The organism is Stenotrophomonas acidaminiphila, from assembly GCA_002951995.1.
Classification (GTDB): Bacteria; Pseudomonadota; Gammaproteobacteria; order Xanthomonadales; family Xanthomonadaceae; genus Stenotrophomonas; species Stenotrophomonas acidaminiphila_A.
The window spans coordinates 1,820,909-1,846,115 of the sequence record CP019797.1 but is presented as its reverse complement, the minus strand read 5'-3'; the positions used below and the strand labels follow the sequence as shown (position 1 = coordinate 1,846,115).

The following is a 25,207-nucleotide window of genomic DNA, read 5'->3' as shown; positions in this document are numbered from 1 at the left end:
TCAACGGCGGGTGAGGCCGGACAGGCCGGCGGCGTGGGCGAAGGACTGGCCGAGGCGGGCGCCGGCCTGGCCTATGGCGGCCACCGCGCGGTCGATGGTCGGGCCGGCGGCGATGGCGGCGATCTTGGCGGCGTAGCCCGGATCGGTGGCATACCCGGCACGTTGCAAGCCCTGTGCAAAACCGCGCACGTCGCTGCCGGCCTTGAGCGCGGCTTGGTAGCGCGGGCTGTTCTTGAGCATGCGTACGTAGTCGCCGAAGCTCTCGGCCGGCGAGCCGTAGGCGCGGAAGCGCGCGGTCTGGCTCTGGCGCTGGCCGTCGACGTACTCATGGGTGGCGGCGCTGGCGCTTTCGCCCTTCCAGCCGCTGGCCTTGATGCCGAACAGGTTGTGGCTGCTGCCGCCGTTGTCGCGCTTGATGTGGCGGCGGCCCCAGCCGGTCTCCAGCGCGGCCTGCGCGACCAGCGCACGCGGATTGACGCCGAGTTCGCGCGCGGCCTTCTCGGCATGCGGCCAGATGCTGGCGACGAAGCCTTCCGGGGTGTGCTTGCCGAGCTGGTCGGCGGCGGCGTTGGCGGTGGCCATGTCCACGCCATCGGTACGCGGGGCGGCCGGGCCGACGCCACTCCAGCGGTCGTTGGCCAGGGCCCAGTCGGTGGCTGCCGGCGCCGCATCCGGCGCCGCGCCGCGGCCGCCGATGGCCGCGTGCAGGCTGCCGCTGTCGCGGCCGGCGATCAGGTCCAGCATCTGTTCTTCCGGCATGGCCGGCACATTGCCGCTCAAGGCCTCGTAGCCGCCGGGCATGCCCGGCAGCGGGCTTTCCACCGCGGCGGCCGGCCGCGCCCCCCGGCCGCCGCGCCAGGCAGGGCTTCACGGTAGGCCTGCGCGGCCTTCGCCGCCGGGACCAGCGCGGTGTCCAGCGGTGGGCTCGCCTGGCCGGCGCCGCCGAGCTGGCGCGCGATCATCGCCGACAGGCCCAGGCCGCGGCCCTGGGTCATGGCCTCGGCAATGCGCTGGTCGTACATCTCGCGGAACATCTGGTTTTCGCCGGGGAACAGCGAATCGCCGAAGCTGGCCGCGCGCATGCTCTTGATCAGCATCTGCGCGAACTGGCCTTCGAGCTGGCGCGCGACCTTGTCGATCTTCGCCGGGTCGTTGCCGGCGACCGGATTGAGTTCCAGTGACGGGGCGGCGATGCGCATGCTCAGATCACCTCCAGCTCGGCGCTGAGCGCACCGGCCTGCTTGAGGGCTTCCAGGATCGCGATCAGGTCGCCGGGCGCGGCACCGACCTCGTTCACCGCGCGCACGATCTCGTCCAGCGTGGTGCCGCCCTCAAAGCGGAACATGCGGCTGCCTTCGTTGCTGGCGCTGATGGTGGACTGCGGCGCGGCCACGGTCTGGCCGCCGCCGAACGCATTGGGCTGGCTGACCTGGGTGGCCTCGCTGACGGTCACCGTCAACGAACCGTGCGCGATCGCCGCCGGGCTGACCCGGACCTGCGCGCCGATCACCACCGTGCCGGTGCGCGAGTTGACCACCACCCGCGCCGGCGCGGCGCCCGGCGACAGTTCGATGTTCTCGATGCGCGCCAGCAGGCCGATGCGCGCGCCCTGGTCGCTCGGCGCCTGCACCGCGACCGTGACCCCGTCGACCGCGCGCGCGGCACCTTCGCCGAACGCGTTGTTGAGTGCCGCGACCATGCGCGCGACCGTGGTGAAGTCGTTCTGGTGCAGGTTCAGGGTGATCTCGCCGCTGGCGCCGAACACGTCGGGCAGGGCGCGTTCGACGGTCGCGCCGCCGGGGATGCGGCCGACGCTGGGCACGTTCACCGATACCCGCGAACCGTCCTTGCCCTGCACGCCGAAGCCACCGACCACCAGGTTGCCCTGGGCGATGGCGTAGACCTGGCCGTCGGCGCCCTTGAGCGGCGCCATCAGCAGCGAGCCGCCGCGCAGCGAGACCGCGTTGCCGATGGAGGACACGGTGATGTCGATGGTCTGCCCGGGCTTGGCGAACGGCGGCAGCTCGGCGTGGATCGCCACCGCGGCGACGTTCTTGAGCTGCGGGTTGACGTTCGGCGGAACATTGACGCCCAGTTCGCCGAGCATGTTCTTCAGGCTCTGCACGGTGAACGGCGCCTGGCTGGTACGGTCGCCGCTGCCGTCCAGGCCGACCACCAGGCCGTAGCCGACCAGCGCGTTGCCGCGCACGCCGCCGACCTGGGCCAGGTCCTTGATGCGTTCGGCGTGCGCCGGCAGGGCGACTACGAACGCCAGCACCGCCAGCGCCCACAGGCCGGTGGCCCGCGGACGGGGAGCGCGGCGAAGCGCGCGCGCAGGCAATCGGGCAGGCGCAAGCGCGCTTCACTGGCCGCCGTGGAGAAAGTACCGGTCATCGTTCTTCTCCTCAGTACGGCGCCAGGCGCGAGTTGAAGAACCGGCCCAGCCAGCCCATGGCATTGGACTGGGCCACCGCGCCGCGGCCGCCATAGGCGATGCGCGCGTCGGCGACCTTGCTGGACGGGATGGTGTTGTCGGTGGCGATGTCGGCCGCGCGCACGATGCCCTGGATCTGCACCAGTTCGTCGCCCTGGTTCAGGCGCAGGTTCTTCTGCCCCTGCACCACCAGGTTGCCGTTGGGCAGGCGCTGGATCACGGTCACGGTCACGCTGCCCTGCAGGCGATTGCTCTGCGCGCTGCTGCCCTTGCCGTTGAAGTCGCGTTCGCCCTTGGCGCTGGCGGCGAGCACGTCCTTGCCGCCCAGGGTGACCGGAGCGCCGAACAGGCTCGGCGAGCCGATGTCCATGCTCGACTTCTTGCCGATGGCGGTGTTGGCGCTGGTGGTGGCCGAGGTGCTCTCGACCAGGGTGATGGTCAGCAGGTCGCCGACGTCGCGGGCGCGGCGGTCGCCGTACAGGTTCAGGCCCGGACCGGCCGCGTAGATCGCGCCGGCCGTGGCCTCGGCCGCGGGCGCGACCACCGGCACCACCGGCGCCATGGCCGGGTAGGGGCGGATGTCGCCGGCGACCACGCAGCCGCCCAGCAGCACCAGGCTGACCGCGGCGCAGGAAAGACGGAGGACGTTGGACAGACAGGCCATGGCGGGTTCCGTAAGCGGCACGATCAGACGTTGTTGTTGAGGTAGCCGAGCATCGAATCGGTGGTGGAGATGGCCTTGGCGTTCATCTCGTAGGCGCGCTGGGTCTCGATCATCGCCACCAGCTCCTCGACCACGTTGACGTTGCTGCCTTCCAGCGCGCCCTGGACGATGCCGCCCAGGCCATTGAGGCCCGGGGTACCGTTCTGCGCGGGGCCCGATGCCGTGGTTTCCAGGTACAGGTTCTCGCCCTTGGCCTGCAGGCCGGCGGGGTTGATGAAGTCGGTCAGGGTCAGCGAGCCGATCTCGACCGAAGCGGCGTCACCGGCCATCTTCACGCTGACCGTGCCGTCGGCACCGATGGTCAGCGACTGCGCTCCTTCCGGGATCTGGATGCCCGGCTGCACCGGGTAGCCGCTGTTGGTCACCAGCTCGCCCTGCGGGCTCATCTGGAAGCTGCCGTCGCGGGTGTAGGCCGAGCTGCCGTCGGGCAGCATCACTTCGAAGAAGCCGCGGCCGTTGACCATCACGTCCAGGGCGCGGCCGGTCTGCTGCTGGCCGCCCTGCTGGAAATTCTTGGACGTGGCCACCACGCGCACGCCGGTGCCCAGCTGCAGGCCGGTCGGCAACTGCGTCTGCGCCGAGGACGAGCCGCCGGGCTGGCGCACCTGCTGGTACAGCAGGTCCTCGAAGCTGGCGCGGTCCTGCTTGAAGCCGGTGGTGTTGGTGTTGGCGAGGTTGTTGGAGACAACGGACATGCGCGTCTGCTGCGCATCCAGGCCGGTCTTGGCGACCCACAGTGCCTGATTCATGAGCGGTTCCTCTGCGACGGGTGCCGGCCCTCAGGGCCGTTGCAGGATGTAATGCATGGCCTGTGCCAGACCCGCGCGCCAATCGGCCGGCGCGGCGGCGTCAGCCGTTCAGGCGCAGCAGCGTGTTGGCGCTGCGCGCGTTTTCGTCGCCGTGCTTGATGACCTTGACCTGCATCTCGAACTGGCGCTGCAGCTGGATCATCTGCACCAGCGCGCCGGCCGCGTCGACGTTGCTGGACTCGAGCATGCCGCTGTCCAGCGCCTTGCCCTGGACCTGGGCGAACGGCTGCTGCGGGTTGCTGTTGCGCATCAGCCCGTCGAGGCCGCGCTGCAGTTGCGCGTCGGGCGCCTGCACCACGCGCAGCCGCCCGACCATGGCCATGGTCTGCGGGCCTTCGCCCAGCGGGATGATCGACAGGGTGCCGTCGTGGCCGATCTCCATGGCCTGGTGTGGCGGCACCGCCACCGGGTTGCCGTTCTCGTCCAGCACCGCATTGCCGTCGGCGGTGACCAGCTGGCCGTTGGGGGTGAGCGTCAACGCACCGGCGCGGGTATAGGCCTCGCTGCCGTCGCGCGACTGCACCGCCAGCCAGTTGCCCGGCTGCAGCGACAGGTCCAGCGCGTTGCCGGTGATCTGCTGTGCGCCGGTGCGACGGTTGAAGCCGGCATCGACGTGGAGCGCGTCGATCCGCGAAGCGTAGCCCTGGCCCTGGACCGGGAACGCCTCGGTGTTGGCCAGGGCTTCCTTGAAACCGGGCGTGTCGGAATTGGCCAGGTTGTGGGAAACGGTGGCCTGCGCCTGCAGCGAGGCGCGGGCGCCGGTCATGGCGACGTAGAGGGCTTTGTCCATGGGCAAGGGGGACCGGGAAGCGGGAAGAAGGGAACGACGGAACGCCGGCGATGCAGGGCGAGGGGCCAGGCGCGGGGAACGGCGCGAGCTGTGCGCGCCGTGTCATTCCCCGCTCCCGTCTGCCCGGCGTGCTGCCTCAGCGGATGTTGATCACGGTCTGGGTGATCTGGTCCTGGGTCGAGAGCATCTGCGCGTTGGCCTGGAAGTTGCGCTGCGCGGTGATCATGTTCACCAGCTGCTGGGTCAGGTCGACGGTGGAGGCCTCCAGCGAACCGGCCTGGATCTGCCCCAGGTCGGAGCTGTCCGGCGCACCGGTGCGCGGCGTGCCCGAGGCATAGGTTTCCGACCACAGGTTGTTGCCTTCGCCCAGCAGTCCCTGCGGGTTGTTGAAATTGCTCAGCGCGACCTGGCCGAGCGCGACGTCCACGCCGTTGGAGTAGCGCGCATACACCACGCCCTTTTCCGAGATGCTGATCTCGTTGAGCTTGCCCGAGGCATAGCCGTCCTGGCCGGTGTTGTGCTGGTTGAACTTCTCGCCGTACTGGGTGGAGCCGGACACGTCCAGGCTCATCGCCAGCTGGCCGGCGCCGGTGCTCGGGGTGAAGGTGCCCAGGGTGATCTTGCCGTCGGCCGGCGCGGTCAGTGCGCCGCTGTCGGAGAACTGCAGCAGGGTCGGGGTGCCGATGACCGCCGGTACCGGCGGGGTGGCGGTGGGATCGCCGGGCACGCTGCCGTTGTTGACCGGCACGCCGTCGACGAAGTTGTACACCGCCCACTCGTTGGGATTGGCGGTCTTGACGAAGTACGAGGTCTGGATGTGGCTGACGCCCAGCGAATCGAACACGGTGATGCCGCCGCTGGAGTGGCTGTAGCTGTTGCTGACCGCCGGATCGAACGGCGTGATCGTCGGTTCCTTGGCGTTGGCCGGCAGGGTGAAGGCCAGCTGCAGCTGGCTGGTCGGGCGCGGCGCGCTGTCGCCGGACAGCAGGCGCAGGTCGGTCAGGGCGCCGTCGAAGCGGGTGCCGTCGGCGCTCGGCGCGTAGACCTGCAGCCGCGCGCCCTGCGGGTTGACCACGTAGCCGTTCTTGTCGGCCTGGAAGTTGCCGGCGCGCGAATACACCCGCGAGCCGTTCATGTTCAGGGTGAAGAAGCCTTCGCCGGCGATCGCCAGGTCCAGGCTGCGGCCGGTCTGGTCGATGTTGCCCTGCGAGAACTGCTGGGCCACGTTGGTCAGGCGCGCGCCCGAGCCGATGGCGTTGTTCTGCAGGCCATAGCCGGTCGCGGTCAGGACGTTGGCGAACTCGGCGCGCGATTCCTTGAAGCCGACGGTGTTGACGTTGGCGATGTTGTTGGCGGTGACGCTCAGGTCGGCGTTGGCGGTGCTGATGCCGGACAGGGAGGCATTGAAGCCCATGGCGATACTCCTGGGAATCCGTGGAAGAGGGGGCTCAGCTGACGCGGAGCACGTAGTCGAGCGGGGCCGCGCCCAGCCCCTTGAGGTTCAGGTAGAGGCCGTCGGAACCGACCGTCACGCTCTCCACCTCGGCCTCGACGTAGGTGCTGAGCTTGGTCTGCTTGCCGCTGGCGTCGGTGTAGGTGGCGGCGATGGTGTAGGCGCCGGCCGGCATGCGCTTGCCATTGGCGTCGGTGCCGTCCCACTGGAACGGCACTTCGCCGGAGGCGTCGGCCGCGACGCTGATCTGGTCGACCTTGTTGCCGTTGGCGTCGGTGATGTCGACGACGATGGTGCCCGCGCCGGGCGCGGCCAAGGTGCCGCCGGTCGCGCCCTCGTCGCCGAGCATGAACTTGGTCGACGGCACCAGCACGTCGTGGCCGACCATGGCCGCGCCGCGCAGGATCTGGTCGCCGGCCATCGATTCCTGGAAGCCGGTGACGCTCTTGTTCAATTCGCTGATGCCCTGCACCGTGGACAGCTGCGCCATCTGCGCGACCATCTGGCTGTTGTCCATCGGCTTGAGCGGATCCTGGTGCTGCAGCTGGGTGGTCATCAGCCGCAGGAAATCGGCCTGGTCCAGCGCGTCCTTCTTCTTGGTGCTCTTCGCGGCCGGGGCGTTGAGCCCGAGCGCGCCGAACAGGTCGGTGTTGGTGTTGATGCTGCTCATGGCGGGATCCTGTGGCGGCCGGCTCAGCGGCCCATGGTCAGGGTGGCCAGGGTCAGTTCCTTGGCCGTGTTGAGCATTTCCACGCCGGCCTGGTAATTGCGCGAGGTGGAAATGAGATTGACCATCTGCGCCACCGGGTCGATGTCCGGCGAGTAGACATAGCCGTCGCCGTCGGCCAGCGGATGGTGGGGTTCGTAGCGCTTGATCGGCGGCGCCTCGCTCTGCGTGACCTGCTTGACCTCCACCCGGGTCAGGCGCGGGTCCTCGCGGCTGGTGACCGCCTGGAAGATCGGTTCCAGCGGCTTGTAGGCGGCCTCGGCCGAGCCCGCCACGGAGTCGGCGTTGGACAGGTTGGAGGCGATGGTGCTCATGCGCACCGACTGCGCCTGCAGCGCCGAGCCGGCGATGTCGAAGATGGGCAGGTTGCTCATGGCGCTCCCCTTACTGGCCGGTGATGGCGGTGGTCAGGGTGCGCACCTTCGACTCGACGAAGCTCAGCGAGGCACGGTACTCCAGCGCGGCGCGGCCATACGCGGCGCGTTCGGCATCCGGGTCGACGGTGTTGCCGTCCAGGCTCGGCTGCACGCCGGGGCGCAGTACCTGGAACGGGTTCAGGACGTCGCCGCCGATGCGGTAATGCTGTTCGGCGGTGGTGGCCAGCAGGCCGTTGCCGTCGGCGCCACTGGCGTTGCGCAGGGCGGCGTCGAAATCCAGGTCACGGGCCTTGTAGCCCGGGGTGTCGGCGTTGGCCAGGTTGCCGGCGATCAGCTTCATGCGCTGTTCGCGCAACGGCATGGCCTGGGCGTGGATGCCCAGGTAATTGGAAATCAGGTTGGGCATGGCGCGCCTCCCGGGGGAACGATGCCCGGAAGGCTGCAAGCGGTGTGCCAGAACGCGGGGAAGGCAGGGGAGGCGCGGGAACCCGGGAGCACGGGGGAGGGGGCCGGCCCCCGGTGGCGGGCTTGCCGCATCGGGATCGGGGCGCCGGCGGGGCGGGCCGCCTCCACGGCGGGGCGGCCCCCTTGCTTCACCACAAGGCGCCCGCCTCCACGCGTCCCGGGGTCAGGCCGCTTCGGCCACCTGGCGCAGGCGCTGCAGCACGAAATCGGCCAGTTCGTGGGCGCTGTACTTGGGCACGAAGGCGTTGGCGCCCACGCGCTCGACCATGGCGTTGTTGAACACGCCCGACAGCGAGGTGTGCAGCAGCACGAACAACCCGGCCAGCCCCGGGTGGCGGCGGATTTCCGTCGTCAGGGTGTAGCCATCCATCGCCGGCATCTCGATGTCGGAGATGACCATGGCATAGCGCTCGGCCGGGTTCTCCCCGGCCGCGTGGATCTGCAGCAGGTGGTCCAGCGCCTGCTTGCCGTCCGACAGCAGGGTGGCGGTGACCCCGAGCTGGTCGAGCACGCTGCGGATCTGCTGGCGGGCCACGCGCGAGTCGTCCACCACCAGCACCTGCATCGGCGGCGCGCCGGGCGGCAGGACCATCGACGGGTCCAGCACCGCATCCTTGCTGATCTGGGCGATGTCGGCCAGTACGCTCTCCACGTCGATCACCTGGATCAGCTCGCCCTGGAAGCGGGTGACCGCGGTCAGGTAGCTGGCCTCGGCGCCCAGTTCCGGCGGCGGCTGGATGTCCTCCACCGCGATGTTGACGATCCGTTCCACGCCGCTGACCAGGAACCCCTGCACCGAGCGGTTGAACTCGGTGACCACCAGGTAGCCGGGCGAGGTGTCGGCGTTGGGCTCGCGCTCCGGGTGGCCGATCGCCAGCCCCAGGTCCAGCACCGGTACCGAGCGGCCGCGCACGTCGGCCACCCCGGAGAACTGGGTGGGCAGGCCGGGCACCTGGAACAGGGGCGGGCGCCGCAGCACTTCCTGCACCTTGAAGACGTTGACGCCAAAAAGCTGACGGCCGCCGAGGCGGAACAGCAGCAGGGCCAGTCGGTTGTGGCCGGCCAGCCGGGTGCGCTGGTCGATGCGGTTGAGCAGGTCATGTGACATGCAGCCGGTATCGGCAGGGCGGGGGCGGGACTTGAGGGCCGGCGCGGGCGATGGCCGCACCTTGCGCCATGCATCGTGTCCGGGCGCCGCCCGCGGCGGTTCCGGCACGCCGCTTGCAGGGCAATGGCCATTGTTCCCGTGGCGGAGTTCGCCCATGCGCCTGACGGCCCTGTTATGCCTGCTGCTGGCCCTTCCGGTCCAGGCCGCCGATTTCCAGTCGGTGGCCTCGATCCGCGCGGCCGCGCTGTCCACCCTGGACCCGGCCACCGAGGCCGAGGCCAGTGTCGATGCCGGCCTGCGCCTGCCGGCGTGCCCGGCGCCCCTGCAGGCCCGGGCCACCGGCAACCGGACCGTGGAAGTGGCATGTCCCCAGGCCGGCGGCTGGAAGCTGTTCGTGCCGGTGACGGTGCGGCGCGAGCAGGACGTGCTGGTCCTGGCCCGCGGCATCGCCGCTGGAGAAGTGCTGTCCGCCGCCGATATCGGCAGTGTGCGCCGTGACACCGCGCGCATCGCCGGTGCGGTATTGTCCGACCCGCAGGCGGCCATCGGCCGGGTGGCGCGGCGGGCGATGGGCGCCGGCACCCTGCTGTCGGCCAACGACCTGGTCGCCCCGCGGATCATCCGCCGCGGCGACAGTGTCGCCCTGGTGTCGCGGCGCGGCGGGGTCGAGGTGCGGGTGGCCGGCAAGGCGCTCGCCGATGCCGGCGAGGCCGACCGGGTGCCGGTCGAGAACCTGTCCTCGCGGCGGGTGGTGCAGGGCGTGGCCACGGCCAGCGGCGATGTGCTGGTTTCCCGTTAGATTCCACTAAAGATCAGTGCGCCGTTGCCGTTAACCCTTGTGTACCGAATCAGGACTTCCATCACATGAGCCAGAAAATCGACGGCGGGATCACGGCAAGCGCCCCGTTGCGCCCGGTCGCCACGCCCGCCAAGGCTACCCCCGCCGGCAGCGGCGAGCCACGTCCGGTCGAGGCCGCCGACAGCGTGCGCCTGACCGGCGAGGCCACCAGCCTGCAGGCCATGCAGCGGGAGCTGTCCGCCGCCCCGGCGATCGACAGCGCACGCGTGCAGGCCGTCCGCGAAGCGCTGGAGAACGGCAGCTACCGGATCAACCCGGACGCCATTGCCCAGCGCATGCTGGAGCTGGACGGACAGCTGCAGGCATGAAGCTGGGCGTGGCCGATCCCCTGCAGCAGTTGAGCGACGCGCTCGATGGCGAGCGCCAGGCGCTGGTCGAGCACGACGTGCAGGCGCTGGTGGCGGCCACGAGCCTGAAACTGGAAGCGCTGCGCATCCTCGAGGCGCGCCCGCCGCTGGAACACGCCGAACGCCTGCGCGAACTGGCCGAGCGCAACCGCGCCAACGGCGTGCTGCTGGCCCGCCGCCGCCGCGAGGTCAGCTGGGCGCTGCGCCAGCTGGGCCGCAGCGAGGCTTCGTCGGCCTACGACGCCAAGGGCCAGGCGCACCTGCTGCACACCCGCAAGCCGCTCGCCGTCGCCTGAGCGCAGCCCCCGCCGGGCGCTTGGCGCCTGCGCATCCGCGGTTATAGTGGGCGACCGTTCCGCCGACCCGCAGCCCCGTGGCCGATACCGCCTCTCCCCGTTCGCGACCTTTCCGTCTCCCGTCGTGCTGCGTGCGCTGAGCGACCGCATGGGCGACGGCATGCTGCTGTTCAACGACCGGGGCGAGGTTGCCCTGGCTAACGCGGTCGTGCGCGAGCTGTTCGGCGTGGCGCCTGGCGAGGTGGCCGGGCTCGCGCGGCGCCTGGCCGACCTGCTGCCCGCGGCGGCGCTGGGCCAGGCGCGCGAAACCGGTTGCTGGAGCGGCAGCCTGCCACTGGGCGCGCGCGCGGTGATCGTCCACCTCTACCACCACGAGCACGCGGGCGAACACGCCTGCCTGGCCCTGTTCCGTCACATCGACGGGCAGGAGGATTACGAGCACGAGCTGCAGCGCCGCCATGCCGAGCTGCGCCAGGCCTACCTGCGGCTCAACGGCGCCCAGGAGAAACTGCTGCAGTCGGAAAAGATGGCTTCGATCGGCCAGCTGGCGGCCGGCGTGGCCCACGAGATCAACAACCCCATCGGCTACGTGCATTCCAACCTGGGCAGCCTGCAGGAATACCTGCGCAGCCTGTTCACCGTGATCGAGGCCTACGAGCGCGCCCTGCGCGCGCCGGATCCGAAGGCATTGATCCCGGAGATCGACGATATCCGCGACCGCCTGGACATCGACTTCATCAGCCGCGACCTGCCGCAGCTGATGGCCGAATCGCGCGAGGGCATCGAGCGGGTGACGCGCATCGTGCGCGACCTGAAGGATTTCTCGTACTCCGGGCGCGACGAGTCGTGGAAGCTGGCCGACCTGCACGCGGGGCTGGAATCGACCATCAACATCATCTGGAACGAGCTCAAGTACAAGGTCACCCTGGAGCGTCGCTACGGCGAACTGCCGATGGTCGAGTGCCTGCCCTCGGAGTTGAACCAGGTGTACATGAACATGCTGCTCAACGCCGGCCATGCGATCGCCGACCGCGGCCATATCGTGGTCAGCACCGGAGTGGACGGCGACGAGGTCTGGATCGAGTTCCAGGACAATGGCTCGGGCATTTCCCCGGAACTGCGCCAGCGCATCTTCGACCCGTTCTTCACCACCAAGCCGGTTGGCAGCGGTACCGGGCTGGGGCTGTCGATCTCCTACGGCATCGTCAACAAGCACCACGGCCGCATCGACCTGGACAGCACGGTGGGCGAGGGCTCGCGCTTCCGCATCGTGCTGCCGATCCGCCAGCCGAAAGGCTGAGCGCCGGCCACCGCCGGCGCCGCCGTGCGGGCGCGCCGACGGGCCTCACTCCAGGCCGTTGATCGCCCGGCCCTGGCTGCCGCCGCGCTTCTCGTCGTGGGTGCGGAACGCCTGGCGGATGTGCTCGCGCAGCTCGTCGTCGTTCCACGGCTTGGTCAGGAAGCGGTAGATCGCGCCGCGGTTGATCGCGTCGGTGACCGTGTTGAGGTCGGTGTAGCCGGACAGCACCAGCCGGATGGTGTCCGGGTAGAGCATCTTCACCCGCCCCAGGAACTCGGTGCCGCTCATGTCGCTCATGCGCTGGTCGGACAGGATCACCTGCACGTCGTTGATCGCCAGCAGGTCGAAGGCATCGCGCACGTTGCCGGCGGCGAGGATGCGGTAGCCATCGCGGCGGAACAGGCGCACCAGCGAGCGCAGCACGTTCTCCTCGTCGTCCAGCAGCAGCAGGGTGCGGTCCGGGCGGGTCTCGGCGAACGCCTCCGGGCGCAGGTAGCGACGGCGCAGGGTCATGCCGGCGGCTTCGGCCGACATCGGCTCGCCGAACAGATAGCCCTGGAACACGTCGCAGTCGTTGCGGCGCAGGAAGCCCAGCTGCGCCTGCGACTCGACCCCGTTGGCGATCACCGTCATGCCCAGCTGGTGGCCCATGGCGATGATCGCGCGGGAGATGGCCGCCTCGCGGTTGGCCGCCGGTGCGCTCTTGATGAAGCTGCGGTCGATCTTGAGCTTGTCCACCGGGTAGCGCACCAGCGCGCTGAGGCTGGAGTCGCCGGTGCCGAAATTGTCCAGGCTCAGGCTGATGCCTTCGTTGCGCAGGTTGGCCAGAGTCTCGTAGACGAAGTTGACGTTGTTGGTCAGCGCGCTTTCGTTGATTTCCAGGGTCAGCATGCGCGCCGGCACCCCGGTGGACTGCAGCATCGCCATGGTCTCGGCGAAGAAGCTCGGCCGCAGCAGCTGCAGCGTGGACACGTTGACCGCGATGTTGAAATCGTCGAAGCCCTGGTCGCGCCAGATGCGTGCCTGGCGCAGGGTCATCTCCAGCACCCAGGCGCCGATCTGGACGATGATGCCGAGCCGTTCGGCGGTACGCATGAAGCGTTCCGGCACCAGCATGCCCAGCGTCGGCGACTGCCAGCGCAACAGCGCCTCCATGCCCACGACATGGCCGTCGCGGGCACTGACCAGCGGCTGGTAGCGCAGGCGCAGCTCGCCGTTGTCGATGGCGTCCACCAGCTGCCGGGAAATGATGCTCTCGCTGTGCGCGCTGAGCGGCTTGTGCAGCATGTGCACCTGTACGACGTTGCCGCCCTCGCGGCCGGCCTGGTGCAGCGCATCCTCGGCCAGGTCGAGCAGCCGGCTGGGATCGGTGGCGTGCTCCGGGCTCAGCGACACCCCGATCTTGGCGGTCAGGAACAGGGTGTAGGGCAGCACCGAAAGCGGCAGCTCCATCTGCTGGCGCAGCTGTTCGGCCATGTCCTCCGGCAACGGCACCCCGTCCGCGCGCGGGATCGCCAGCACGAACTCGTCGCTGCCGTGCCGCCACAGCCGGCCGCGGCCGCGCAGGTGGTCGGCCAGGCGCTGCGCGACCAGCACCAGTGCCTGGTCGCCGACCTCCGCGCTCATGTTCTCGTTGACCGACGCGAAGTGGTCGATGTCCAGGTGCAGCAGCATCAGCGGCGTGCCGCCGGCGGCGGCCTCGGCGACCATCGCCGCCAGTTCCGGGTTGCCGGCGCCCAGGCGCGGCGGGGCGGGCATCGCGGCGGCCGCCGGCGGGGCGGGGTTCCACATCCTCAGGCTCCCTGGCAGGCGCTCGCCTGCGGCATGCGGTAGGGCAGGTGCAGCTCGACCAGGGTGCCTTCACCCGGCGCGGTATGGATGCGCAGCCAGCCGCCGGCGCTCTGCGCGCGCTCGCGCATCACCACCAGCCCGAGACCGCGCGGGCCATCGGGGTCGAAGCCTTCGCCGTCGTCGCTCACGCGCAACCGCAGCCGGCCATCGCCAGCGTCCGCCAGGCACAGCCGGACCTGGCTGGCCAGCGCATGCCGCAGGGCATTGGTCAGGCTCTCCTGGGCGATGCGGAAACAGGCCTGCTCGACTTCGTTGTCCGGGCGCTGCGGCAGCTCTTCGACCTCCATCCGCAACTCCACCGCCGAGGAGCGGAACAGCTGCCCGGCCTGCCAGCGCAGCGCCGCCTCGAGCCCGAGCGCATCGAGCTGCGGCGGGCGCAGCAGCATCGACAGGTTGCGCAGCCGCACCACGGTGCTGTCGACCAGCTCCACGATCTGCCCCAGGTCCTCGCGGCGGCGCCGGGCATCGTCCTCGTCCATCGCCGCATGCGCGGCCAGCTTGATCGCGGTGACCGCCTGGCCGATATCGTCGTGCAGGTCGCGGGAAATCGCCCGGCGCTCGTCCTCCTGCACCGAGAACAGGCGTCCGGCCATGGCCTGCAGTTCGCGGTTGCCGGTCTCCAGCGCCTTGCGGCTGGCCTCCAGCTCGGCCACGTCGCGCGCGGCCAGGCGCCGCACCCGGGCCAGCCGCGGCAGCAGCAGGAGCAGGGCGATGCCCGCGTAGGCGGCCACCAGGATGACGGAGGTCACACTCCAGGCCAGCGCATGGGCCGGGATCGCCGTCCAGGCCCAGGGCAGCAGGCCGCACAGCAGGATCAGGCCGCCGCCTGCCACCACCACACCATAGGTAGTGCGTTGCAGGCTGGCCATTGCCGACTTGGTGGGGGCCGGGTGCGGCGAAGGGGGGAGCCGTTGTGCATGTGCCGTGGCGGGGGGCCGTGTTCGATCCGTGGACATCTTAACGGGCCATCGCAAACCGTGATGACGCAGTACTCAATTTCCGTGAAGGCCGGCCGTTATCCATAGGGTTCCCGGACCTCGGGTGTTTGACTGGAGCGGTAGCGCGTGGATCAGGGCGTCATTGCGAGCATGATGGGCCACCCGCTGGAGGGGGCGATCGTGCTGCTCGATCCGGAGGGCCAGCCGCTGGCCGCCAATGCCACGGCCCGTACCCTCGACCTGCCGCGCGGCCTGCAGGCGCACCGCCAGGCGCTGCAGGGGGTGCGCGACCGGGTTGCCGGCCAGGGGCAGGGGCTGCTGCCATGCTCGGTGCCCACCGGGGAGCAGCGTGTGGACGGCTTTCTGAGCGCCGCCCGCACCGGGGACGGCGCCGTCTGCGCCTATATCTACAGCGCCACCCCGGCCACGCCGCTGGCGGACGGGCGCTGGCCGCGGCTGCTGCACGACGCCGGGCACGAGGTCTGGGAGTGGGACGTGCCGGCACACCTGCTAGCGCAGTCGGGGCCGAGCGCAGGCGGGACCACCAGCGGCAGCGTGCAGGCATGGCTCGGGCACACCCATCCCGATGACCGCGCCGCGCAGCAGGCCGCCCTGCGCGCGCACCTGGGCGATGCCACCAGCGCCTATGACTGCCGGCTGCGCGTGCGCCGCGCCGATGGCGGATGGCAGACGGTGCACGATCATGGCCAGGTGGTGGCGTGGACGGCCGACGGCCAGCCGCTGCGCATGGCCGGCATCCGCATCGCCACCGCCACGGCGGACGCCGCCGATACCGAAGCGCAGGAGCAACAGGCGCAGCTGCGCCACCTGCAGCGCATCGCCGGGCTGGGGACCTGGTCGTGGGAACGCGACGGCGGCTTTTCCTGGTCCGACGAACTGCACGCCGCCATCGGCCTGCCCGCGGGCAGCCTGCCGCCGGGCCGGCGCTGGCTGGACCGGCTCGACGCCGACGCCCGCGCCCAGGTACTGGCGGCATGGCGGCGGCTGCACCGCGAAGGCCAGCCGCATGCGTTCGAGCTGGTGCTCGCGGCCGGACCGATGGACGCCCCCGGCATCCACGTGCGGGTCTGGATGCATCCCCGGCACGATGCCAGCGGGCGCGTACGGCGCGTGGCCGGGCAACTGCAGAACGTGACCGAGCAGCGCCAGACCGACGCATTGATCCGCTGGCGCACCGAACTGCTCAACCGGGTCTCGGCGCTCGGCCGCATCGGCGGCTGCGAGATCGAGGTGGGCACCCGCGGCATGCTGTGGACCGACGAGTGCTACCGCATCCACGGCCTGCGCAAGGAACCGGTGACGCTGGAGCAGGCGCTGGCGCTGTACACCCCCGATTCGCGCGACGGCTTCGAGGCCGCGCTCACCCGCATCGCCGAAGGCGGCCTGCCGGAACAGCTGGACCTGTGTTTCTACCGGCATTCCGGGCAGCGGGTGTGGGTGCAGGTACAGGTCGAACTGGACCGCCGCGAAGGCCTGCCGGAACGCTTCGTGGTGCTGTTCCGCGACATCACCCGCGAACGCGAGGCCAACGAGCGCATCGAGCTGCTGGCCCATTACGACCTGCTGACCGGGCTGCCCAACCGCATCCTGCTGCGCGAACAGACCGAGGACGCCCTGGCCGAATCGCGCCGCAACGGCAAGATCCTGGCGATGCTGTTCGTCGACCTGGACGGTTTCAAGTCGATCAACGACACCTTCGGCCACGCCACCGGCGACATGCTGCTCAAGGCCGCGGCGGCGCGGCTGCACCAGAACCTGCGCAACGCCGACCTGTTCGGCCGCTTCAACGGCGACGAGTTCGTGGTGGTGCTGCGCGACCTCGCCGACCCGGCCGATGCCGGCCATGTCGCGCGCAAGCTGATCGCTTCGCTGGCCTCGCCGCTGCACCGCGGCGACACCACCTTGAAGGTGGGGGCGAGTGTCGGCATCGCGCTGGCCGACGACAGCCATCGCGATTTCGACACCCTTCTGCGCGCGGCCGACGCCGCCATGCACGCGGCCAAGGAAGCCGGGCGCAACACGTACCAGTACTACAGCCAGGACGTGCTGGCCGGCATCCAGCGGCGCCTGCAGATCGAGCACGCGCTGCACGGCGCGCTCGAACGCGAGGAGTTCCAGCTGGTCTACCAGCCGCTGGTCAATGTCGACGCGACCCGGCCGCCGGCGATCGAGGCCCTGCTGCGCTGGACCTGCCCGGAGCTCGGGCCCTGCAGCCCGGCCGAGTTCATCCCGGTGGCGGAGAAATGCGGCGAGATCGCGCGCATCGGCGAGTGGGTGCTGAACGAGGCCTGCCGCCAGGCGGCCGCCTGGCATGCCGCGGGGCTGATGTTCGAGCGCGTGGCGGTCAACGTGTCGGCCATGCAGTTGCGCGAGCGTGGCTTCGCCGAACAGGTGATCGCCATCTGCGAACGCCACCGCTGGCCACCGCAACGGCTGGAGCTGGAGCTGACCGAATCGGCCCTGATCCGCGACAGCGACGCGCTGCGGCAGTGCTTCGACACCTTCGAGCGCAACGGCGTGCTGCTGGCCGTTGACGATTTCGGCACCGGCTTCTCCAACCTGCATTACCTCAACCGCTTCCCGGTGCAGCGGCTGAAGATCGACCGCAGCTTCGTCCAGCGCATGCTGCACGATGCCGGCACCGCCGAGGTGACCCAGGCCATCGTCCACCTCGGCCATGCGCTGGGGATGCAGGTGGTGGCCGAAGGCGTGGAGACGCGCCAGGAGGAGGCGATGCTGTTGCGCCAGGGCTGCGACGAAATCCAGGGCTATCTGTACTCGCGGCCGCTGCCGTCGCGGGACATGGCGCAGTGGCTGCGCCGCTGCGACGAACGCGGCGGCCCCGGCGCGGCGGCCGCTGCCGCCGCGGACATCCCCGCCGCGGTCACCTGAGCCCCGGCGCTCTCCACGCGCGTCGCTCCCGCTCGTCTGCGGCGTGACCGCCGCGCGCCGGCCCGCGGATCGCCGGCACCGGGCACGCGCTTCACGCCTCCTCGCCCCCACACCTGAACCCCGTGCCCGCTTGTCGACGGCGACCGTCGGCGACGGGCGCAGTGGCTGTCGCCGATGGCGCGTCCTGCGGCAACCTCCGGTACCGGCGGCCAGAATCCTGCTGTCAGTACCGCCGCAGTGGCGCCGGGCGTAAACCGATACGAAGTTTGTCAGCGCCGCGGGCCGCAGGGCGCGCTGCCCGCGCAGCGCCACGCCATCGTCATCGCCATCGTCTGGCGGGCAGGGCAGTCCGGCCCGTGCGGGCTGCGGAATGCGCTGCAATGCAAGCGGTGGCGCATGCCTCCGCGGCCGCTTCCGGCCGCTGTCGCCGGCACCGGTGCCCGCCGATCGCGCGCGCCGCTGCGCCGGGTTGGCGTTGCGGTCGGCGTGGCCCAGCGCCCATCGCCGGCACCCGCTGGCCGGGCGTCAGCGGGGCCGGCAGAAGGCCAGGTCCCAGGCCACCAGGATCGCCGCCGGATCATCGTGCGCGGGCAGGTCCGGCATCGGCAGCAGCGGGGTGCGTGCCAGCTCCTGCTGCGCCAGCGCCTCGAGCGCCGCCAGGCGGTCGCGGAGGTGGGGGCTGCCGGACACCGGCTCCGCGGCCTGCGGGCCCACCATTGCGGCGGCCTCGGCCCAGCCGGCCGGCAACGACAAAACCCCGGCCGTGGCCGGGGTCGTTGTCGCCTCGTGGCGGGAATCAGAACAGCTCAACCGTTCCCGCGCCCATGCTCTGCTGCGCCACCGGCTTGTGCGGCGGGCGCTCCCACTCGCTGCGCATCTCGCGCAGGCGGCTGCCGGTACGCTGCAGCGCCAGCACCAGTTCGCCGTCGAGCGCGCCGCCACTACGGTGCAGCAGTTCCTGCAGCGCCACCGCCTCGCGGTTGATCGCGGTCAGGCGGTCCAGGTGGGTGTGCACGCCGCCCAGGGCCTGGGTGGCGATGTCCTCGAACTGCAGGGCGCGCACGGCTTCGGCGACGCTGCTGTCGATCGCGCGGCCGCACTCGGAGATCTCGCGCATGCCTTCGCCCAGCGAGTTGTTGATCGCCGCCACGTTCTCCAGCATGGCGGCCGCTTCGTGGCGCGCCTCGCGGGAGCGGTCCATGTCGCGCGAGGCCATGTGCGAGACGGTCTCGCGGACCTTGGCGATGGCGTCCTTGGAGCTGTGCGCGAGCTTGCGGATCTGCTCGTTGAAGGTGGTGGAGCGTTCGGACAGGTTGCGCACCTCGTCGGCGACCACCGCGAAGCCGCGCCCGGCCTCGCCGGCACGGGCGGCCTCGATGGCGGCATTCAGCGCCAGCAGGTTGGTCTGGTCGGCGATCGACTTGACGTCTTCCAGCAAGGCGAAGATGCCGTCCAGGTGCTGCGCCATCTGGTCGATGTGCTGCACGGTGTTGCTGCTCTGGCCGCTGACCTGCTCCAGCGCCTCGACCAGCTGCTCCATCTGGTGGCTGGCATGCTGGGCGAACCGCGCCACGTCGACGCCGCCACCGCCATCCTCGCCGGCACGGTCGACGATGCGGGCCAGCGCCTGGCTCTGCTGGCGCGACTTGCGGTTCATCGCATCGAAGCTGCTGCCCAGCCCGGCGACCGCCTGGCGGATCAGTTCGCGGGCGCGTTCGATCTCGCCACGCGAGCCATCGATCTCGTTGCTGACGAAGCTGCGCAGCTCGTTGAGCAGCTGGTCCTGCTCCTTGAGCACGCGGGCGTGTTCTGGCGAACGCTGCGACTGGCTGTACGCGCTCCAGTAGGCGAACACCAGCCAGCTCAGCGCCATCGTGGTCAGGATCGCCCATACCACGGCCGCGGGCCAGGCGAACGCCAGCGCCAATGCCAGCAGGAAGGTCAGGGCCAGCGGGGCGGCCAGGCGGATTGCAATGCGTGAATACATGGACGTTCTCGGGAGAGTCACGATTGCAGTATCGGCCGTGCCGGTCCGGTCTTTAGCCGCCGCCGCGCAACCTGCGCGAGATCGCTTCGAGCATGGCCCGGCGCGAGAACAGGAAGTCCCAGTAACTGCCGCCGAGCTGGCGCCACAGCACCGCCGAGCGCACCGCCGCCAGCAGCAGCGCACGGATCTCGGCGACCACTCCGGCCTGTCCCAGGTAGTGCGGGTTGCCCTGGACCATGATCCGCGGCTTGAGCTGGCTGATGGTGTCCGCGTACAGGCCGCCCATCGCGCCCAGCACCTCCGGATGTGCCGGGTCGCCCAGCTCGCGGGCCTGGGCGGCGGCACGCGCGATGCCGGCCTGGACCTTGTCCACGGTGGCGCGTTCGCGCACGAAGCGGCGTTCCAGCTGCATCACCGACAGCGCCAGGCGCGGCAGCAGCTCGTCCTTGCCCTGGTTGCCGAAATAGTCGCGCAGCAGGCGCAGCCCCGGTTCCAGCTGGTGGCTGTCGCCGTACACCGCGGCGGGGGAGGGGGCGTCGATGCGCATCACGCTGTCCATCGCGGTGCGGACCACGGCGCCGTCGGAATGGCCGGTTTCGGCGATGCGCCGCACCTGCTGCAGGGCCTGGGCGATGCCGGCCAGCGCCAGGACACGGTCGTCGAAGGAAAAACTCATGCTTGCCTCTCAGGGAAAACGGGCCAGGGCGCACGCTGCTCCAGCGGCGCGTCGGTGGCGGCGATCACCGCACCACCCAGGCATTCGGGGCCGTCATACAGCACCAGCGACTGCCCGGGCGTGACCGCCCGCTGCGGGCGCTCGAAGCGTACCTGCACGGTGCCGTCGTCGCCCACGCGCACCTGGCAGGGCTCGTCCGGCTGCCGGTAGCGGGTCTGCGCGGTACAGCTGAAGGTGCTGGCGGGTGCGCTGCCGCCGATCCAGTGCATGGCTTCGGTGCGCAGGTGCCGGGACTGCAGCCACGGGCTGTCGTGGCCCTGGTCGACATACAGGATGTTGGCCGCCACGTCCTTGCCGACCACGTACCAGGGCGCCGCCGGCCGGCCGCGCACGCCGCCGATGTTCAGCCCCTCGCGCTGGCCCAGGGTGAAATAGAACACGCCGGGATGGCGGCCGATGGGCTGCCCGTGCGGATCGCGGATCTCGCCTTCGCGCGCGGGCAGGTACTGGCCCAGGAACTGGCGGAAATCGCGTTCGCCGATGAAGCAGATGCCGGTCGAATCCTTCTTGGCATGGGTCGGCAGCGCCGCTTCCTGGGCGATGCGGCGCAGCTGGCTCTTTTCCAGGTGGCCGATCGGGAACACGGTGGCGGCCAGCTGCGCCTGGCCCAGCTGGTGCAGGAAGTAACTCTGGTCCTTGCCGCGGTCGGCACCGCGCAGCAGCCGCCAGCGTCCGCCCGCCTGCTCCACCCGCGCATAGTGGCCGGTGGCGATGCGCCCGGCGCCCAGCTCGCGGGCGGCGTCCAGGAAGTGCTTGAACTTGACCTCGCGGTTGCACAGCACGTCCGGGTTCGGGGTACGCCCGGCCGCGTACTCGGCCAGGAAGTGCTCGAACACGCCCTGCCAGTACTCGGCGGAGAAATCGCGGAAATGGAACGGGATGCCCAGGCGGCCGCAGACGGCCACGGCGTCGCGGCGATCCTCCTCGGCGCGGCAATGACCTTTGGCCGCTTTCGGCATCCCGCCTTCAGCGGCACTCGCGCTGTCCTGCGCATCGCCATCGTCGGCCCAGTTCTGCATGAACAGGCCGGCGACATCCAGCCCCTGCCGCACCAGCAGCAGCGCCGCGACGGACGAGTCCACGCCGCCGGACACGCCCACCACCACGTCCGGGCGGCTCATGGCACCTGCCTCAGGATCGACAGCGGGTGGCGCTGCCCGGCCAGCCAGTCCGACACCGTCTGCCAGACCAGCGGGCTGCGCAGCCGGGCCATGTCCGCCTGCAACGCGGCCGGGGTCAGCCACAGCGCCTGCACGATGCCGCTGTCCAGCGCCTGGTCCGGGTGATGCCGCAGCGGCTCGGCGGCGAAAGCGAAGCGCAGGAACGGGGTGCCGTCGGGCGCGTTCCACTGGTAGGCGCCGATGAACGCGGTCGGCCGCACCTCCCAGCCGGTTTCCTCGCGGGTTTCGCGCACGGCCGCCTCGACCAGGCTCTCGCCGGGGTCGAGGTGGCCGGCCGGCTGGTTCAGCACCCGCCGTCCGTCCTTCTCCTCTTCCACCAGCAGCACCTGCCCGGCACGGCACACCACGGTGGCCACGGTGACGTGGGGTGCCCAGCGCCGGGAGCTCAACGCATCCACCCTCAGTACTCGTCCTTCGCGGTCAGTTCCAGTTCCATCGCGTCGGCACTCTTGATCGCCGCGTCGATGGCGTCGCTGAGCACGTCGGCCTTGGCGTTCGCATCGATCTTGACCACGAACATGGCCATGTCGCCCTGCTTGACCCAGCCGCCGAGCTTGGAGTCGTTGGCATCCTCGAGCAGGCGGTTGGCGACCAGCGCCGGCAACTGCGGGCCCGGGGCCTTGTAGCCGGGCGACCAGATCTCGCGGACGCGATGCGCGCCGTAGGTCTCCACCGTCGAGCGCACGAACACCAGCTGGGTGCGGTCATCGTCCATGTCGAACACCAGGCGGTAATCGCCGTCCTCGTCGATCTCATACTTGTATTCGAGCGAATCGAGCAGCCGGCCGACCGCCGCATCGGGCTCGCCGGCCCGCGCGTTGCCAGCCATGCCGGCCCACAGGCCCGCCACCATCATTGCCGCCACGTACTTCTTCATGCGTTCCCTGCGGGGAGTGGTTGAACAGGTGCAAATTGTGCGGCGGCGGGGGTGTTCACGTCCAATTCGGCGCAGCGGCGCCGGGCCAGCCGCTATAATTCCGGGCATGCCCCGCAAGCTCCAACACGAGAACGACCATGGCCTGCTGGTGGAACCCGGCAAGCCCGAGATCGCGCCGCCGCCGCTGTACCAGGTGATGCTGCTGAACGACGACTACACCCCGATGGATTTCGTGGTGGCCGTGCTGCAGAACTTCTTCGCCATGGACCTGGACAAGGCCACCCAGGTGATGCTGCATGTCCATACCCGCGGCCGCGGCATCTGCGGGGTCTACAGCCGCGAAGTCGCCGAGACCAAGGTCGCCCAGGTCAACGAGTACTCGCGCATGAACCAGCACCCGCTGCTGTGCACGATGGAGCGGGCCTGATCCACGCCGCGCCGGCGCGTCCGGCACCGCGCGCCGGTCGCGCCACCGGCGGCCCGCACTGTTCCGGGCATGGCGATGTCGGCCGTATTGGCTGGCGCCCACCGTGCATCCATTGTTTGCAATGGTCGCCCCGGCGGCTGGCATCCACCCCGGTGGCTGCCGCTTTCCGGCGTGGCAACCGGCCGCTGCCGCCCCCGTCCGGCCACTGCTAACGCCGTCTGAACACCGGCATCCGGTAGGGTGATGGAAAACGTGCAGTCAGGCCGCATATTGTCTCCAACCGCAGTCGGAGTCCCCCATGTTCAGCAAAGACCTCGAACAGACGATTGGCCAGTGCTACAAGCGCGCCCGCGAGGCACGTCATGAATTCATGACGGTCGAACACCTGCTGCTCGCCCTGCTCGAAAACCCCTCCGCCCAGGCCGTGCTCAAGGCCTGTGGCGCCGACCTGGACCGCCTGCGCCGGGACCTGGAACAGGCCGTGGAGACCTCGGTCTCGCGGCTGGCCGACGATGATGGCCGCGACACCCAGCCCACCCTGGGTTTCCAGCGGGTGCTGCAGCGCGCCGTCTACCACGTGCAGTCCTCCGGCAAGAAGGAGGTCACCGGCGCCAACGTGCTGGTGGCGATCTTCGGCGAGAAGGATTCGCACGCGGTCTACTACCTCAACCAGCAGGACGTGACCCGGCTGGACATCGTCAACTACCTGTCCCATGGCATCGCCAAGTCCGGCGAGGAGGGCGACGCCTCGCCGTCGATCGACGGCGAGGGCCGCGCCGAGGGCGGCGAGGGCGAGGCCAGGGGCGACGCGCTGGCCGAGTACGCCAGCAACCTCAACGAGCAGGCGCGTGCCGGCCGCATCGACCCGCTGGTGGGTCGCCGCGACGAGATCGAGCGCACCATCCAGGTGCTGTGCCGCCGCCGCAAGAACAACCCGCTGTACGTGGGCGAGGCCGGGGTCGGCAAGACCGCGATCGCCGAGGGCCTGGCCAAGCGCATCGTCGACGGCGAGGTGCCGGAGGTACTGGCCGACGCGGTCATCTATTCGCTCGACCTCGGTGCGCTGGTCGCCGGCACCAAGTACCGCGGCGACTTCGAGAAGCGCCTGAAGGGCGTGATCGGCGCGTTGAAGAAGGTGCCCAACGCGGTGCTGTTCATCGACGAGATCCACACCATCATCGGCGCCGGTTCCGCCTCCGGCGGCACCATGGACGCCAGCAACCTGATCAAGCCGGCCCTGGCGTCCGGCGAGCTGCGCTGCATCGGCTCGACCACGTTCCAGGAATACCGCGGCATCTTCGAGAAGGACCGGGCGCTGGCGCGGCGCTTCCAGAAGATCGACATCGTCGAGCCCACCGTGGGCGAAGCCTACGAGATCCTCAAGGGCCTGCGCCCGAAGTACGAGGCGCACCACAGCGTCACCTACGCCGACGACGCGCTGCAGGCGGCGGTGGACCTGTCGGTGAAGCACATCGGCGACCGCCTGCTGCCGGACAAGGCCATCGACGTCATCGACGAGGCCGGCGCGCGCCAGCGGCTGCTGCCCGAGGGCCAGCGCAAGGCGACCATCGACGTCGAGGAGGTCGAGGCCATCGTCGCCAAGATGGCGCGCATTCCCGCCAAGCAGGTCACCGCCACCGACAAGGACGTGCTGCGGCACCTGGAGCGCAACCTGAAGATGGTGATCTTCGGCCAGGACCCGGCGATCGAATCGCTGGCCTCGGCGATCAAGCTGTCGCGTTCGGGGCTGGGCAACCCGGAGAAGCCGATCGGCAACTTCCTGTTCGCCGGTCCCACCGGCGTCGGCAAGACCGAGGTCACCCGCCAGCTGGCACTGCAGCTGGGCATCGAGCTGGTGCGCTTTGACATGAGCGAGTACATGGAGCCGCATTCGGTCAGCCGCCTGATCGGCGCGCCCCCGGGCTATGTCGGCTTCGACCAGGGCGGGCTGCTGACCGAGAAGATCGTCAAGACGCCGCACTGCGTGCTGCTGCTGGACGAAGTCGAAAAGGCGCACCCGGACATCTTCAACATCCTGCTGCAGGTCATGGACCGCGGCATCCTCACCGACACCAACGGCCGCGAAGCCAATTTCAAGAACGTGATCCTGGTGATGACCACCAACGCCGGCGCGGCGCAGGCGTCGCGGCGCTCGATCGGCTTCACCCGCCAGGACCACGCCACCGACGCGATGGAAGTGATCCGCAAGAGCTTCACCCCGGAGTTCCGCAACCGCCTCGACGCGGTGGTGCAGTTCCAGGCGCTGGGGCTGGACCACATCCTGCGGGTGGTGGACAAGTTCCTGATCGAACTGGAAATGCTGCTGCAGGACAAGCACGTCTCGCTGTCGGCGACCCCGGCCGCACGCGACTGGCTGGCCCGCCACGGCTTCGACCCGCAGATGGGCGCGCGGCCGATGGCACGGGTCATCCAGGACCAGATCAAGCGCCCGCTGGCCGACGAACTGCTGTTCGGCAAGCTGGTCGGCGGCGGCAGGGTCAGCATCGACGTGCGCGACGGCGAACTGGTGGTCGAGACCGAAGCCGAACCGGAGCACCTGTTGCCGGCCACGGTCTGAGGCGGCGACGGCCATGCGCGGGCAGGCGTG

The 25,207-nt window shown here is 70.2% G+C and carries 23 protein-coding genes and 2 pseudogenes; 7 read left to right on the top strand and 18 right to left on the bottom strand.

Going from position 1 to position 25,207, the window contains the following annotated elements:
• The 10 genes and pseudogenes from B1L07_08330 to B1L07_08285 all read right to left on the bottom strand — a co-directional run bounded on the left by B1L07_08330 (position 1) and on the right by B1L07_08285 (position 8,887).
• Positions 1-1,199, bottom strand: a pseudogene (locus tag B1L07_08330) (flagellar rod assembly protein/muramidase FlgJ).
• Between the two features lie 2 nt (positions 1,200-1,201).
• A complete protein-coding gene (locus tag B1L07_08325; GenBank protein ID AUZ56519.1) occupies positions 1,202-2,293 on the bottom strand; it encodes a flagellar biosynthesis protein FlgI in 1,092 nt (363 codons plus the stop codon).
• Between the two features lie 112 nt (positions 2,294-2,405).
• Positions 2,406-3,098, bottom strand: a complete 693-nt coding sequence (locus B1L07_08320) for a flagellar basal body L-ring protein (protein AUZ55094.1) — start codon at positions 3,096-3,098, stop codon at positions 2,406-2,408.
• A gap of 23 nt (positions 3,099-3,121) precedes the next feature.
• Entirely contained in the window at positions 3,122-3,907 is a 786-nt protein-coding gene (locus B1L07_08315; protein AUZ55093.1) for a flagellar basal-body rod protein FlgG, read from the bottom strand.
• A gap of 100 nt (positions 3,908-4,007) precedes the next feature.
• Positions 4,008-4,757 carry a flagellar biosynthesis protein FlgF gene (locus B1L07_08310; protein AUZ55092.1) on the bottom strand — a complete coding sequence of 250 codons (750 nt, stop codon included), beginning with the start codon at positions 4,755-4,757 and terminating at the stop codon, positions 4,008-4,010.
• Positions 4,758-4,893: 136 nt separating this feature from the next.
• Positions 4,894-6,171: a flagellar hook protein FlgE gene (locus tag B1L07_08305; GenBank protein ID AUZ55091.1), complete on the bottom strand. Its 1,278-nt coding sequence runs from the start codon at positions 6,169-6,171 to the stop codon at positions 4,894-4,896.
• A gap of 34 nt (positions 6,172-6,205) precedes the next feature.
• On the bottom strand, positions 6,206-6,880 hold the full coding sequence (flgD, locus tag B1L07_08300) for a flagellar basal body rod modification protein (protein AUZ55090.1): 675 nt from the start codon (positions 6,878-6,880) through the stop codon (positions 6,206-6,208).
• Positions 6,881-6,903: 23 nt separating this feature from the next.
• Positions 6,904-7,311, bottom strand: coding sequence for a flagellar basal body rod protein FlgC (locus B1L07_08295; GenBank protein ID AUZ55089.1), 408 nt, complete (start codon positions 7,309-7,311; stop codon positions 6,904-6,906).
• 10 nt (positions 7,312-7,321) lie between these two features.
• Positions 7,322-7,720: a flagellar basal-body rod protein FlgB gene (locus tag B1L07_08290; protein AUZ55088.1), complete on the bottom strand. Its 399-nt coding sequence runs from the start codon at positions 7,718-7,720 to the stop codon at positions 7,322-7,324.
• Between the two features lie 222 nt (positions 7,721-7,942).
• A complete protein-coding gene (locus B1L07_08285) occupies positions 7,943-8,887 on the bottom strand; it encodes a chemotaxis protein CheW (protein AUZ56518.1) in 945 nt (314 codons plus the stop codon).
• Between the two features lie 154 nt (positions 8,888-9,041).
• Between B1L07_08285 and B1L07_08280 the strand changes: the two genes are divergently transcribed.
• From B1L07_08280 to B1L07_08265, 4 genes are all read left to right on the top strand, one after another.
• Positions 9,042-9,686, top strand: a complete 645-nt coding sequence (locus tag B1L07_08280) for a flagella basal body P-ring formation protein FlgA (GenBank protein ID AUZ55087.1) — start codon at positions 9,042-9,044, stop codon at positions 9,684-9,686.
• Positions 9,687-9,751: 65 nt separating this feature from the next.
• Positions 9,752-10,054, top strand: a complete 303-nt coding sequence (locus B1L07_08275) for a flagellar biosynthesis anti-sigma factor FlgM (protein ID AUZ55086.1) — start codon at positions 9,752-9,754, stop codon at positions 10,052-10,054.
• Positions 10,051-10,389, top strand: coding sequence for a flagellar protein FlgN (locus B1L07_08270; protein AUZ55085.1), 339 nt, complete (start codon positions 10,051-10,053; stop codon positions 10,387-10,389). The genes B1L07_08275 and B1L07_08270 overlap by 4 nt, the downstream gene beginning before the upstream one ends.
• Positions 10,390-10,513: 124 nt before the next feature.
• Positions 10,514-11,689, top strand: coding sequence for a sensor histidine kinase (locus B1L07_08265; GenBank protein ID AUZ55084.1), 1,176 nt, complete (start codon positions 10,514-10,516; stop codon positions 11,687-11,689).
• Positions 11,690-11,734: 45 nt separating this feature from the next.
• Here the strand turns inward: B1L07_08265 and B1L07_08260 are convergent, their stop codons facing one another.
• Both B1L07_08260 and B1L07_08255 read right to left on the bottom strand, forming a co-directional pair.
• On the bottom strand, positions 11,735-13,480 hold the full coding sequence (locus B1L07_08260; GenBank protein AUZ55083.1) for a c-di-GMP phosphodiesterase: 1,746 nt from the start codon (positions 13,478-13,480) through the stop codon (positions 11,735-11,737).
• 2 nt (positions 13,481-13,482) lie between these two features.
• Positions 13,483-14,199 (bottom strand): annotated as a pseudogene (locus tag B1L07_08255) (DNA-binding protein).
• 405 nt (positions 14,200-14,604) lie between these two features.
• On the opposite strand from B1L07_08255, the gene B1L07_08250 reads away from it, so the two are divergent.
• Entirely contained in the window at positions 14,605-17,391 is a 2,787-nt protein-coding gene (locus B1L07_08250) for a histidine kinase (protein AUZ55082.1), read from the top strand.
• A gap of 525 nt (positions 17,392-17,916) precedes the next feature.
• Here the strand turns inward: B1L07_08250 and B1L07_08245 are convergent.
• The 6 genes from B1L07_08245 to B1L07_08220 form a co-directional block, all read right to left on the bottom strand.
• Complete coding sequence (locus tag B1L07_08245; protein AUZ55081.1) at positions 17,917-18,108, bottom strand: hypothetical protein; 192 nt, start codon at positions 18,106-18,108, stop codon at positions 17,917-17,919.
• Between the two features lie 79 nt (positions 18,109-18,187).
• Positions 18,188-19,378: a chemotaxis protein gene (locus B1L07_08240; GenBank protein ID AUZ55080.1), complete on the bottom strand. Its 1,191-nt coding sequence runs from the start codon at positions 19,376-19,378 to the stop codon at positions 18,188-18,190.
• A gap of 52 nt (positions 19,379-19,430) precedes the next feature.
• On the bottom strand, positions 19,431-20,054 hold the full coding sequence (locus B1L07_08235; GenBank protein ID AUZ55079.1) for a lysogenization regulator HflD: 624 nt from the start codon (positions 20,052-20,054) through the stop codon (positions 19,431-19,433).
• Positions 20,051-21,235, bottom strand: coding sequence for a tRNA 2-thiouridine(34) synthase MnmA (locus B1L07_08230; GenBank protein ID AUZ55078.1), 1,185 nt, complete (start codon positions 21,233-21,235; stop codon positions 20,051-20,053). Before B1L07_08230 ends, B1L07_08235 begins: the two co-directional genes overlap by 4 nt.
• Positions 21,232-21,693: an NUDIX hydrolase gene (locus B1L07_08225; GenBank protein ID AUZ55077.1), complete on the bottom strand. Its 462-nt coding sequence runs from the start codon at positions 21,691-21,693 to the stop codon at positions 21,232-21,234. The genes B1L07_08230 and B1L07_08225 overlap by 4 nt, the downstream gene beginning before the upstream one ends.
• A 2-nt stretch (positions 21,694-21,695) precedes the next feature.
• On the bottom strand, positions 21,696-22,172 hold the full coding sequence (locus B1L07_08220; protein ID AUZ55076.1) for a hypothetical protein: 477 nt from the start codon (positions 22,170-22,172) through the stop codon (positions 21,696-21,698).
• A 106-nt stretch (positions 22,173-22,278) separates the two neighbouring features.
• Here B1L07_08220 and B1L07_08215 point away from each other — a divergent pair, with 106 nt between their 5' ends.
• Both B1L07_08215 and B1L07_08210 read left to right on the top strand, forming a co-directional pair.
• Positions 22,279-22,599 carry an ATP-dependent Clp protease adapter ClpS gene (locus tag B1L07_08215; protein ID AUZ55075.1) on the top strand — a complete coding sequence of 107 codons (321 nt, stop codon included), beginning with the start codon at positions 22,279-22,281 and terminating at the stop codon, positions 22,597-22,599.
• A gap of 298 nt (positions 22,600-22,897) precedes the next feature.
• Complete coding sequence (locus B1L07_08210) at positions 22,898-25,177, top strand: ATP-dependent Clp protease ATP-binding subunit ClpA (protein ID AUZ55074.1); 2,280 nt, start codon at positions 22,898-22,900, stop codon at positions 25,175-25,177.
• The last annotated feature ends 30 nt before the right edge of the window (positions 25,178-25,207 follow it).

Coding starts and splice junctions, on each gene's coding strand:
- B1L07_08320 (AUZ55094.1), bottom strand. CDS start 3,098: ATGGCCTGTCTGTCCAACGTCCTCCGTCTTTCCTGCGCCGCGGTCAGC.
- B1L07_08315 (AUZ55093.1), bottom strand. CDS start 3,907: ATGAATCAGGCACTGTGGGTCGCCAAGACCGGCCTGGATGCGCAGCAG.
- B1L07_08310 (AUZ55092.1), bottom strand. CDS start 4,757: ATGGACAAAGCCCTCTACGTCGCCATGACCGGCGCCCGCGCCTCGCTG.
- B1L07_08305 (AUZ55091.1), bottom strand. CDS start 6,171: ATGGGCTTCAATGCCTCCCTGTCCGGCATCAGCACCGCCAACGCCGAC.
- flgD (AUZ55090.1), bottom strand. CDS start 6,880: ATGAGCAGCATCAACACCAACACCGACCTGTTCGGCGCGCTCGGGCTC.
- B1L07_08295 (AUZ55089.1), bottom strand. CDS start 7,311: ATGAGCAACCTGCCCATCTTCGACATCGCCGGCTCGGCGCTGCAGGCG.
- B1L07_08290 (AUZ55088.1), bottom strand. CDS start 7,720: ATGCCCAACCTGATTTCCAATTACCTGGGCATCCACGCCCAGGCCATG.
- B1L07_08285 (AUZ56518.1), bottom strand. CDS start 8,887: ATGTCACATGACCTGCTCAACCGCATCGACCAGCGCACCCGGCTGGCC.
- B1L07_08280 (AUZ55087.1), top strand. CDS start 9,042: ATGCGCCTGACGGCCCTGTTATGCCTGCTGCTGGCCCTTCCGGTCCAG.
- B1L07_08275 (AUZ55086.1), top strand. CDS start 9,752: ATGAGCCAGAAAATCGACGGCGGGATCACGGCAAGCGCCCCGTTGCGC.
- B1L07_08270 (AUZ55085.1), top strand. CDS start 10,051: ATGAAGCTGGGCGTGGCCGATCCCCTGCAGCAGTTGAGCGACGCGCTC.
- B1L07_08260 (AUZ55083.1), bottom strand. CDS start 13,480: ATGTGGAACCCCGCCCCGCCGGCGGCCGCCGCGATGCCCGCCCCGCCG.
- B1L07_08245 (AUZ55081.1), bottom strand. CDS start 18,108: ATGGTGGGCCCGCAGGCCGCGGAGCCGGTGTCCGGCAGCCCCCACCTC.
- B1L07_08240 (AUZ55080.1), bottom strand. CDS start 19,378: ATGTATTCACGCATTGCAATCCGCCTGGCCGCCCCGCTGGCCCTGACC.
- B1L07_08235 (AUZ55079.1), bottom strand. CDS start 20,054: ATGAGTTTTTCCTTCGACGACCGTGTCCTGGCGCTGGCCGGCATCGCC.
- B1L07_08230 (AUZ55078.1), bottom strand. CDS start 21,235: ATGAGCCGCCCGGACGTGGTGGTGGGCGTGTCCGGCGGCGTGGACTCG.
- B1L07_08220 (AUZ55076.1), bottom strand. CDS start 22,172: ATGAAGAAGTACGTGGCGGCAATGATGGTGGCGGGCCTGTGGGCCGGC.
- B1L07_08215 (AUZ55075.1), top strand. CDS start 22,279: ATGCCCCGCAAGCTCCAACACGAGAACGACCATGGCCTGCTGGTGGAA.
- B1L07_08210 (AUZ55074.1), top strand. CDS start 22,898: ATGTTCAGCAAAGACCTCGAACAGACGATTGGCCAGTGCTACAAGCGC.